The organism is Bradyrhizobium sp. 33ap4 (genome assembly GCF_032654765.1).
In the GTDB taxonomy this organism is placed as follows: domain Bacteria; phylum Pseudomonadota; class Alphaproteobacteria; order Rhizobiales; family Xanthobacteraceae; genus Bradyrhizobium; species Bradyrhizobium australafricanum.
In genome coordinates this window covers 1-10,620 of the sequence record NZ_JAUMTJ010000116.1, presented here as the reverse complement: position 1 = coordinate 10,620, position 10,620 = coordinate 1, and the positions used below count along the sequence as shown (strand labels likewise).

The window sequence follows — 10,620 nt, the reverse complement described above, 5'->3', positions numbered from 1 at the left end:
AACGGCCCGGAATTACCGGGCCGTCGTCACTCTCGCTGCCATTGTTCTATGGATGCGCTAGTGTCCACACCACCTAACGCCTCTTCGGCATCACCGGCGAGCAACGCCGCCTTCGTCGCCAAGATTTCCATGTGCCGGCCGCTGAACCCGCCCCACCGCTCGAGCGGACGCTAGTTCTTGAAGCAATTCTCACGTTTCCGGAACTCGACGCCGGTAACGTGAACGCGGGCGCCATTCCTGAGTTCTTCCAACAGATGGCGACCGACGATGCAGGTCGTCTAAAATGCCGGCTGCTTCTTGAAGCCACATGGACCGACGACGGTTCGCTTGAAGGGACCGTAGAGCAAAAGCACTGGGCCGTTCGCACTTTCGGAGCGTTTGTCGAGGCCGACTGCATCGAGCTTAAGACACTCGACCGCGCTCGCATTCAAATGATCTACGTACCGGCGTCACGTGACGGCGCCTCCCAGGTGACAGCCTTTCTGCGCGGACGCCTGTGGCGTGCCATCAACTGGTCGCAAGGCGTGAGGCAGACCTTCGCTGATGTTGGCGCCACCCTCAACGGCGCATTTGCCACCGAGCCGGCGGTCGATATCGTCGTGGGGCCAGTCACTAGGCGGTGGCAGCAAGCCCACACGGCGGGTACGGACACCACGCCGCTCTTTCGCCCGATCGACTTGCGCTTCCAAGAGTTCATCCGCAAGGTCGAAGTCGTCTTCCGGCCCGACGAGGCTGGCCGCGAGCGAGCGCTGGACGATCTCAGCGACGGACAGCGTTCGCTCTTCCATCTGGCGATGACCGCCGCCACGTTGGACGTTGAAGCCAACATCGCGGCAAAACCCGCCGCGGCAGGTTTTCACCCGGGTGGCGTTCCCCTCCCCGCTCTGACGCTTATCGCGGTGGAAGAGCCGGAGAACAACCTCGCGCCATTTTACCTCTCGCGTATCGTTCGCCAGGTCGAGGAACTCACGGCCGGCCCACGCGCACAGGCCGTGATCTCCAGCCATTCGGCAAGCATTCTTGCCAGGGTCGATCCAGCGCAGGTCAGGCACTGTCGGCTTGACCCAGCCGACCGCACGGCGCGCGTCCGGGCGATCCGCCTTCCAGCCGACCAGGAGGAAGCATCAAAATTTGTGCGCGAGCCGGTGCGCACCTATCCGGAACTCTACTTCGCACGTTTTGTTGTGTTGGGCGAAGGCGCGTCCGAGGAAGTGGTGCTACCCCGCGTTGCTGAAGCGATGGGTCTCGACATTGACCGGTCGTTCGTGGCGGTCGTCCCGCGCGGCGGTCGCCACGTAAACCACCTGTGGCAGTTGCTAACTGATCTCGACATCCCATATGCAACGCTTCTCGATCTCGACTGGGGCCGTGACGGCGGAGGTTGGGGGCGTATAAAGACGACTTGCACCCAACTCCTGGCGATGGGGATCAACCCACAAGCCATCTTCGGGCAGCACCTCGACCCGGCCGCCGCGGCAGCCGATCTCGCCGCATTCGATGCCCTGCCGCCTCAGAATATCGCCGACATGAACAACTGGATCTATTGGCTGCGCCAGTTCCACGTTTTTTTTTTCTGCACGCCGCTTGATCTCGACTATTCCATGCTGCAAGCGTTTCCAGCGGCCTATCAGATCATCGAACCAGGACGACAAGGCCCCTCACCGCTGGGAGATCCCCGGACAGCGGTTCTTGGAGAGGCAGGTCGCGGCGATCTCTACACAACGACACGAGACCAGCTGCTGCGTTGGTACCGCTACTTGTTCCTTGGACGCGGCAAGCCAAGCACGCACGTTCGTGTGCTCAGTGCCCAAACGCCCGAAGCGCTGACGAACGCCGCTCCCGAAGAGCTCAGGGCCCTCCTCACCTCAATCGTAGCCCGCCTGACGCCGGCTCCACCCTCATCCTAATCATGATTCTCGTCCGACCAGAAGACTGGCGACCACGCGATATCGATGATCTCGAACCTGATGCCTGGCGTGCGTTGCGCCAATCCGGATCAGTCTGCGTCGTCGCCGGACCTGGAGCGGGCAAGACCGAGTTTCTCGCCCAGCGAGCTGCCTATCTACTTGAGACAGGCTTATGCCCCCCGCCGCTCCGTGTGCTGGCGATTTCGTTCAGAACCGACGCGGCCGCTAACCTGGCCGCGCGTGTGCGCAAGCGCTGCCCTTCCGAGCTTTCGCACCGCTTCACCTCGCTCACCTTCGACGCCTTCACGAAAAGTCTGGTCGATCGCTTTCTGACGGCGATACCCATCGACTGGAGGTCAAGCCGTCCATATAATATCCCGTTCCCCCCACCGACTTTTCGTCAGGTCACCGGCTTCCTCCAGGACGCCCTCTTGAATGCCCCCAACCCGTGGAAGACGGAGATCGCCGGGCTCAGTGCAGGCGATTTCGAGCCGCACCATGTCGGGGCATATCGCTTGCCGATCGCGCGCGCGGCGGCGCAAACTGGAACCGAACTGACCATCCAGCGATGGTGGGCAAGCCGGCTTGGTGCGCAGCCTCGCTCAAGCATGACTTTCGTCAGCCTCAATCGCCTCGCTGAGCTTCTGCTGCGGGCAAGCCCCCATATTCGTTGGGCTCTCCAGCTGACATATCCCTTCGTCTTCGTGGACGAGTTCCAGGACACGACCTACGCGCAGTACGATTTCCTGCTGTCGGCATTCCAAGACGCGAATGTTGCCATCACAGCCGTTGGTGACGACAAGCAACGGATCATGACCTGGGCGGGCGCGCGACCCGATGCCTTCGAGCGTTGCCAAGCAGACTTCGCAGCGGCACGCATACCGCTCCTTTTCAATTTCAGATCCTCGCCCGATCTCGTTCGTATTCAACATGTAGTCGCCCGAGCCCTGGATCCGAATGCTACGGCCACCATCGCGCAGGCTGCCCGGTAAATCGACGGCGACGTCGTCCAGGTCTGGAATAGCCCCACCAAAGCCCGCGAGGCCGCCCATCTCGGCCGGTGGCTGGCAACGGTCGCGCACCGCGCGACTACGCCATTCTCGTCAAGCAGAAGTCCGACGATATCGAGGCTGATCTCGCCGAACCATTCGCGAGAGAAGGCTTGCGCCTCCGCAACGAGAGCCATGCGCTCGGTCGCACGACGTTGCAGGATCTTTTGACCGACACATTTGCAAGGATCGCAGTGGCGCTGCTTCGGCTGGGCTCGGTTCGCCGTGCGGCCGATGCTTGGCAACTCGCCTCAACGGCTCTGCTCGAAATACGCGCCATTGCTGACCGCGACGACCGCGGTGGGGCTCGAACTGAGCACGAACTCGCGACCTTCGTCGCGACACTGCGCGCAGACATGACCAACACGCCGCCATCTGCGGCCAGCGCGCAGGCATTCGTCGACCGCGTCTATGCATTCCTGAACTTGGCAGCCGTCGCGCGAACATATGTCGAATACGCGACAAGCGACCTTCTCGCCATCATGGCCGAAGCCTTCAGGCTCCGCCTGGCAGCCTCAGCGAACGGATCGCCGACATGGGTTTCCACACTCGACGCTTTCGAGGGTTTAGGCCAGATCCCATTGATGACGGTCCATAAGAGTAAAGACCTCGAGTACGACACGATCGTTTTTGTTGGCCTCGACGATCAGGCATGGTGGGCGCACAGACCCGGAAACCCAGAGGGCCTCGCCACATTCTTCGTCGCACTCTCCCGAGCGAAGCAGCGGGCAATCTTCACATTCTGCCGCAAACGGGGACGGCGGCAACGTGTCGCCGAGCTGTTCCAGCTTCTGACAGACGCAGGTGTGTCGGAGATCGCAATATGAGTGGGCCGACGGATCTCACCGAGCGCCTCGCCGCGACCATTCAGAAGCGCGACCGGGCCCGGCATGCGCTCGCTGGCAAGAGCGCGCGTGAGCCGGCGGCGGTTGTGCGCCGCATGGTTTCCGAAAGAGTTGGCCGACATCGCAAGACACCTGGAAGCGCGATGAAACTCGACCGTAACACCCTGATCGGAGGGCAGCCGGCCAAGCTCGTTCGCGACCTGCTGGCCGATGCGACGAACTCGGATGGCTTTCCATGCCGCCCTGGTCGACGAGCACCTCTTCAGGCATGGCGGCAGCGCAACCATCGATGAGTTGATCGAAACCGGCAAGCTCGACGGATCCAATCGCGGCCACGCCCTGCGCGTTTGGACGACTGCACGCAAGCGTGACAAGATCTTCGGCGTCCGCCTGCCCAAAGTGCCGAGTTTTACGGTTCAGACGCACGGCCTGATCGAAGCGTTGCTCGCCCACGATCTGATCTGCGAAGAGGGTCGAGAGAGCGACGGCCGCATGGTCTATCGGGTTACGGACGAGGGACACGCGACCGGGATGAAATTCCTGGTTCCGCGCATGAACCGCGCAGCCGCCGCGGCTCTGCTCAAAGAGGTTCTTGCGCGCGCTGAAAGGATCAACAGCGACGGCGAGCTCCTCCACCATGTTACTGAGGTGCGCGTGTTCGGCTCCTATCTCACCGACCGCGATGACCTCGGCGACCTCGACGTCGCCATCAAGATGGAGCGAAAACCTATCGAAGGGGACTGGGTAAAAGCCGCCCAAGCTCTCGCCGACAAGAGTGGCAGGAACTTGACTTTCCTTGAACGGCTGGTTTTCCCAGAGACGGAGTTCGGCGCAGGATCAAGCATCGTTTGCTGCGGATCTCGCTGCACGAGACAAGCGAGCTGGATGCGCCCCCCACATGGGCGGTAGGACGATCTACACTTTCACACCGCCCGCAGATAATCTGGAAGTCCCTTAGGGCGCCTCCACTAAGGAGCTCAACGCGCACGTCCTTACTCGCATGGCTTAGGGCCGGCTTTCTGCGTTCTTCGGCGGGAGATTTTCCCAACACTGATGCTCAGGTTGCAGTGCGCAAGGGACGCTCGCGTGCTATATCGATACCGAATCCGGCAGGAGAATGCATGGCCGACACTGAAGTCGAAGACGACGATGATTCCGAGCAACTACCGCCGGTCCAAACCCTGTTTACCGAAGACGGATTGTATCGCGAACGGCATCTGGAAGGTGATTGGTCGTACGTAAAGCGGCTAATCGACGGTCCTGATCTGCAATTCGACGCGCACTGCATCTATTGCAAAGAGAGAAGCACGTTCAAAGAGCGCGTGACGAGAGGCGCAGGCTCTGGCAGTCGCCCGCCCGACAATGAAACGTACCTCAATGATCGGACGTTTTCGCTGACGTTTTATTGCCAGCGGAATGAGAAGCATTCGTACTTCTACATCTTCGAGGTCAAAAGGCAGCCCCTCCAAAAGATCGGGCAATCACCATCTCACACTTAATAGTGTGCCTCCCTTACCTTCTTTTGCGTGAGCATGGCGCGATCACGAGATTTTTGGAGCAGCTCGGAAAGGGCATAGCGTGCCACGGAACGGGAGATAGGGAGGATAGGAGATGGCAGAACCGGACAAGGTCAAAGCGGAAGAAATTAAGCAACGCCAGATGCTGCTCTTCGAAACTTTCGGTCATGACGGGATCTACGGGGGACGAACCTTCGGCCCGGTCTTTGAAGCGGAGAAAAAGATCGGGGGCGTGTTCAATGACACCTACTACGGCGTGCGCATCCTGACGGACTGCTTTCTCGATTTCTTCGGACAAACGCTGCTGGAGCAAATCGAACTCAACAACAAGATAGGCTGGCCACAGGCAGAGCAGAACTATGCCACTTGCGTCCTGATGTATCTAACGATGTTCCGCAGCGTGCGGGCGTCAGATGTCGTCGCCAGTCACGGATACCCATTGCAAGGCTACATCATCCAGCGCAGCATCAAAGACCAAGCTTTCATTCTCGCTGCGGCGGCGAACAACATGACAGACTTCGCAATGCTCTTCGGACGGAAGGGTTTGCCGGACGACAGGCCGTGGACCGAAGAGGACAACGAGAAGGCAGTCAAGAATCGGCGGACAGCAGAAAGCAAGATAAAGGAGAAGCTGATTGGTTCGAAATCCAACCTAAAACCAGAGACAATCAAGCTTCTCCTCAAAGTGGATCAGATGTTCAACGTGGAGGCCCACAGAGGCCTTTTTACGTTGTTTGGCGAGTCCCACAAGTTAATGATCGAACACAAGCTGGATGTGAGCTTGGTCGCGCCGCCAAATCGCGTGAGTGACCCGATGTTCGTCAATCGATCCACCGAGACGAATTGGATGATCCACCGCCTCGTGCCGTACATGCGCCGCAAAGACACCCCTGTGAGCGAGACATGGAATAAGAACTGGAAGGTGTTAGACGATCATTTCCGTTGGATGGTCGAAGGGTTGGGCGCGATCGGCAAAGCGATCGCACCCGCCTATCTCGAGATGATCGACGCCAAGTTCAAGTTTGACACCGGCACGTACTACAGCGAACCAACAGGGCCCGCTACTGCTCCCTTAGTTGAGAGGTAGAAATCCGTCGGCGGCCTTTTTAGGCTTCGGGAGGCACCCGTGAGCGGGCGAATGTGATCGAACGCGCACCTTGGGAAATCAAACTCACGAACGACACGCGAGCACCCTTTTTCGAATGCCGTCGCAGCGCGCCAAAAGCGGCGCGCCAACCTCGTAACGCGGTAGCTTCCTAATTTCGCGCTGCGCGGTTTGAGGCCAGAGATCGCCATAAGCGCGTGCTTCGTTTGCCGGAGCATGGCCTTGGATGATGTTCTGGATACGCTCATCCATTTCGGCATCCATCGCTGCGCTGGAAAAACGATGGCGCCAACCATGATTGGGTTGGACGCCCTTCGGAATGCCGAGCTTGCGAATCCATTCCGCCAGCCGCTCGCCGACCTTTTGCCAGTGCGGGTTGGCATCGGTGCCGACACGGCTGCGAGCCGGGTCGTAGAATAGCGGTCCGCTGCCGTGTGATTTCACGTGACCAGGAGCCCTTGCTCGATCAAGTGATCATGGATCGGCACGATCCGATACTCATCGGTCTTTGTGTTCTCCGCCCTGATGCGCAAGACCGGCACACCGGCCAAATTGCGGAAGTCGTCCGGCAGTAACGACGTGATCTCGTTGACGCGTGCGCCGGTATAAGCGCAGATCCACGGAATCCATCGGCGCGCGGGAATCCACGGCCGACTTCGTCGGAATGCGCACGCAAAGGAAACGCGGTCAGTAATCGTGGAGCCTTAGCGGTTGATCGGAGACACTGGTCGAGTCGCCATTGTTTATTGGAACGTCAGGACCCTGCAGCTGTTTTGTGTGGAAACAGGGTTGGAACCGCGGACGTGGCAGACGAGCTCGAATATTCGGCGCACCGACTAGTGGTCACAGCCCGGGGGCGGTTTCCCGGTCGAGATCACGCCTCTCGGGGCGGTCAAACTGTCAGGACGATGACCTATCTGGAAGCGTTGCCGCAGCGAAGAGGACCGTCGACAAACATCCTGACGGAGGCGATAGGGCATATGTAGATAGTTCAGAGGGCGTTTCGTCGACGCGCCGTGGTAATAAGCCTGGCTAACGCCGATGCAGGATACGAAGAACGCCGTTAGCATTTCGAGCGCCTGGGCGGTTCGCTCTGCGGCACGCGCTTCTCGTTCGCTCGTTTCCTCGATCCTTCAAGCGCGTCGGCCATGCGGGTGAAACGGTTGTCGATAGAGATGGCGGCCAACTCGGTCACGCTTAAAGTCTGCCCATCGGGCGGCAGTTCAGTTTGCTCGGTCATGGCGGTCCTTTCAGGAGGACGGCGGCTAAGGGTGCCTGTCCTGCTCTAGAAACTGTTCGGGCCGCGCCTGCTTCACCTCTCATTGCCCCTACCAAACCCTGGGGTTCGGGTTCGGCGATCCTCGCGGACCTGTCGCTGTATTGTCCCATCGCGGCCGGGTGGAAGCGACGGCGGTGGTCGCTGCGTGGCCAGCCCTGGCTGCTTATCAACCGTAAGCGCGGTCCAGAGCACGCCCCGTTTGCCGGGGATGCGGGAACTCTAGAGCCGTTGCCCGAGCGGCTTGAGGAAAGTGAGGAGCCAGTAGGCCCTCATAGATATAAACGCCCCACCGGGGCATTCTGTGACAGGCATGACCGAAAAAGTTCACCAGCCATTCAGCAGCGAGCCCTTCCAGATTACAGCTTTCGACTGGGCTCCGGCAGCGACTTGGTTTGGCTCACCAGCCATCCCATCAGCCTTTACCCTATTGAACCGCCCACAATCTTAGCGTTAGTATGCGGCCTATTTCGACTTAAGAAGAATACTTAGATGGATAGGAGAGTGACCGATGAAAGCGAAAGTGCTTGCGACGATATGCCTGCTGTTGGCCACGACTGCCACTGTCCTTCGCGCAAAACCTGCCGCTATTTTCAACTTGGAAGAATGAAGGCGGTTCTATCCTGACGATCTAGTCAACTTCCGGCGATTCCTTCAGCGGCTCGTTCACCAATTTCGCGCCGGGCCTCGAGTGTCAGGCAATACCGTATACGCGACGGGCTGGTGAAACCGAACGGTGCGGTACTGCTCACAGTCACATTCATTGACTGCAACACGGTAACAAACTGCCATGGACAGCTTCTGGGCAACCAAATTCCGACTCGCTGGAAGCTGATCTATTCCGACAAGAAGAATTTCACACAATGTACGGCAAGAAGTCCGCCAATAGTGCCGAAGCTTCTCATGAATTGAGACGAGCGGCCCTGCTGCCCGGACCGCTCCGGACCCTCGCCATACACGACGGTGGCCTGTGATCGAATATTGGATGCTTCCGAAAGGCGAAATATGGGGCTCAATTCCCCAGTGGTTGGCAGCGGCGATTGCATTTGTCGCAGCAATCATCGCAATTTCTTCTATTCATGTTCAGCGGCAGATCGCCCGCAAGCGCGCCACGATCGATTTCTTCTTGAAGGCCTCAATGGACAAAGAGTGCCTGGAAACCTACGAGACTTTCAAAGCCGAGCTCGCAAACATCAAAAGCCCGGGCGTTCATTTTGAAAGCTACATTAAGACGCCCGCGTACAAGAAGGTACGTATCTGGCTAAATATCTGCGAACTAATATCTGTTGGCATCAATCGCCACGTTTTCGATGATCGCGTGGCATTTGATTGTTGGGGGGACTTATTACCCTGGTGCTACGACGAGAGCGAACCCCTCATCGAATGGTTTCGACAAAAGCAGGGAAGCGAGTTGTCGTATATTGACCTAGATACAGTGAGTAAGCGATGGCAGAAGCGCGCTGTTCGGGAAGACTACGCAGGCAAAGCAAAACGACGCGCAATCGAAAGAGTCAATGGACCGCTCTATTAGGCGTTCTCTGGAAAGCCAGCCTGCTAGACTGATCATTTCGACGTCGTCCATCGGGCTAGCACGCCAACAGCGCCCACCGTGCAGTCTCCCTCCCTTAAGGCCCTTAAGGGGAGGAAAGACGTATCGATGGGAAACGTAGTGCACGGTTGCTGCACGGCGGCTGCATGATCAACCTAAGCGTCTGATAATGCTTGCAAACAACCGCATGGAAGCGACCGTGCAGCAACCGTCTCACGGTCGATCGTTGCGCGGTCAGATGCACGGTCGAACAAGGTATCTCTATTTCCTGACGCACGGGCGGGCTCATCATGGATTATCACTTGGACCCTCAGCTCAGCGGACTACCGCGAGCCTACAGGGAAGACTCTCGAATAGGTGAAGAGACGCGATTCTCGATTGAGCTGCTGCAGACACTGGCTTCGCTGATCTCACCTAGTCACCGCCCGGTATATGCAAACGAAGCTCTTGCGACAGAAGTACTTAGCTCAATATGGGAGGAGAGTGACTCTCCTGCCTTTTTTGCCCTGGATTGCCCAGGGGTCAGGAGAGCAATCAAAATGTTGAATGAGCCAGTCGACCGGAGGCACGATGCCTCACCCCCGCCCGAACGGGAGCCCCGCGAGCTGCAATCCACGTAATACACGCCGTCTATCCAATCCTGCGCGGACACGTAGAACTTATCGAGACCGTGCCACTGATCTCGGTCGAGCACGATCCCAGAGCAGATCGAGCTCGGTGATGTCGCGGCCTATCGAATGGTTGGTAGTGCCGTGCATGTGGCTCAGTCCTCTTTGCGCTTGATGATCACGACGACAACCAAGGCCCTGCGCAGCGGGCAATGGCATCGTGGTCTGGCGCCGGCCGGGCTGCGAACAACGCCGACGAAGACGGCTTGCACCATCTCAGTGCCGATGTCATGCACCGGAATATCTGGTGCATTCACGCAATTGGCCCGATACTTGAAACCAAAGGTGATCGCCGCTAGGTCACTCAGATCGAAAGGGAACCCCGAATATGGTCACGGGCAGATTCACGGTTAGCGGCGTACTTCTAACAACACCACAGTGAAGGTAGGTGGGCGCGATGTATTGACGTCGTCGACCGTCGTCTCTCGCGAGGATGAGGATGTTGAAATCCGCGTGCGTTTATGCTTTCGTTTAAGAACACTCCTTCCGGAGACTTGAACCTGAATGCCGAGATGGCCGACGGCAGCATCGGCAGATGCGCTGCGTTTCGCGCTAGAGAATTTCAACAATCCCCTCGGCATCGGATATCACGCGGAGGTCGGAAATCTAGACGGCCGAAGACTCCACCTAGCAGGCTGTTGAAGAACTCAGCCGCGTTCGCAAACGAAGGCTGAATCGTCGCCATTGTGGATGTAGAAGTGGCC

General features: G+C 58.5%; 10 protein-coding genes. 7 read left to right on the top strand and 3 right to left on the bottom strand.

Going from position 1 to position 10,620, the window contains the following annotated elements; genetic code table 11:
* Window positions 1–131: 131 nt before the first annotated feature.
* The 6 genes from Q2M23_RS42475 (at window position 132) to Q2M23_RS42450 (ending at window position 6,405) form a co-directional block, all read left to right on the top strand.
* On the top strand, window positions 132–1,907 hold the full coding sequence (locus Q2M23_RS42475; protein WP_316399335.1) for an ATP-dependent nuclease: 1,776 nt from the start codon (window positions 132–134) through the stop codon (window positions 1,905–1,907).
* 2 nt (window positions 1,908–1,909) lie between these two features.
* Window positions 1,910–2,899 (top strand): ATP-dependent helicase, encoded by a 990-nt coding sequence (locus Q2M23_RS42470; protein ID WP_316399333.1) that lies wholly within the window; start codon window positions 1,910–1,912, stop codon window positions 2,897–2,899.
* Between the two features lie 68 nt (window positions 2,900–2,967).
* Window positions 2,968–3,783 (top strand): 3'-5' exonuclease, encoded by an 816-nt coding sequence (locus tag Q2M23_RS42465; RefSeq protein ID WP_316399332.1) that lies wholly within the window; start codon window positions 2,968–2,970, stop codon window positions 3,781–3,783.
* A gap of 243 nt (window positions 3,784–4,026) precedes the next feature.
* Window positions 4,027–4,710 carry a hypothetical protein gene (locus Q2M23_RS42460; protein ID WP_316399331.1) on the top strand — a complete coding sequence of 228 codons (684 nt, stop codon included), beginning with the start codon at window positions 4,027–4,029 and terminating at the stop codon, window positions 4,708–4,710.
* Window positions 4,711–4,922: 212 nt separating this feature from the next.
* Complete coding sequence (locus Q2M23_RS42455; protein WP_316399330.1) at window positions 4,923–5,300, top strand: hypothetical protein; 378 nt, start codon at window positions 4,923–4,925, stop codon at window positions 5,298–5,300.
* Window positions 5,301–5,412: 112 nt separating this feature from the next.
* Entirely contained in the window at window positions 5,413–6,405 is a 993-nt protein-coding gene (locus Q2M23_RS42450) for a hypothetical protein (RefSeq protein ID WP_316399329.1), read from the top strand.
* A gap of 84 nt (window positions 6,406–6,489) precedes the next feature.
* On the opposite strand, the gene Q2M23_RS42445 is transcribed toward Q2M23_RS42450, so the two are convergent.
* Both Q2M23_RS42445 and Q2M23_RS42440 read right to left on the bottom strand, forming a co-directional pair.
* Window positions 6,490–6,867: a hypothetical protein gene (locus tag Q2M23_RS42445; protein WP_316399328.1), complete on the bottom strand. Its 378-nt coding sequence runs from the start codon at window positions 6,865–6,867 to the stop codon at window positions 6,490–6,492.
* Window positions 6,868–7,486: 619 nt separating this feature from the next.
* Window positions 7,487–7,663: a hypothetical protein gene (locus Q2M23_RS42440; RefSeq protein WP_316399327.1), complete on the bottom strand. Its 177-nt coding sequence runs from the start codon at window positions 7,661–7,663 to the stop codon at window positions 7,487–7,489.
* A gap of 1,006 nt (window positions 7,664–8,669) precedes the next feature.
* Between Q2M23_RS42440 and Q2M23_RS42435 the strand changes: the two genes are divergently transcribed.
* Complete coding sequence (locus tag Q2M23_RS42435; protein ID WP_316399326.1) at window positions 8,670–9,230, top strand: DUF4760 domain-containing protein; 561 nt, start codon at window positions 8,670–8,672, stop codon at window positions 9,228–9,230.
* A 781-nt stretch (window positions 9,231–10,011) separates the two neighbouring features.
* On the opposite strand, the gene Q2M23_RS42430 is transcribed toward Q2M23_RS42435, so the two are convergent.
* The gene (locus tag Q2M23_RS42430) at window positions 10,012–10,173 is read right to left on the bottom strand and encodes a hypothetical protein (RefSeq protein WP_316399325.1); all 162 of its coding nucleotides are present in this window, start codon (window positions 10,171–10,173) and stop codon (window positions 10,012–10,014) included.
* Window positions 10,174–10,620: the final 447 nt, after the last annotated feature.

What these genes read in the sequence shown, in the direction of transcription:
- Q2M23_RS42470 (WP_316399333.1), top strand. Translation starts at nt 1,910, where the DNA reads ATGATTCTCGTCCGACCAGAAGACTGGCGACCACGCGATATCGATGAT.
- Q2M23_RS42460 (WP_316399331.1), top strand. Translation starts at nt 4,027, where the DNA reads ATGGCTTTCCATGCCGCCCTGGTCGACGAGCACCTCTTCAGGCATGGC.
- Q2M23_RS42455 (WP_316399330.1), top strand. Translation starts at nt 4,923, where the DNA reads ATGGCCGACACTGAAGTCGAAGACGACGATGATTCCGAGCAACTACCG.
- Q2M23_RS42450 (WP_316399329.1), top strand. Translation starts at nt 5,413, where the DNA reads ATGGCAGAACCGGACAAGGTCAAAGCGGAAGAAATTAAGCAACGCCAG.
- Q2M23_RS42440 (WP_316399327.1), bottom strand. Translation starts at nt 7,663, where the DNA reads ATGACCGAGCAAACTGAACTGCCGCCCGATGGGCAGACTTTAAGCGTG.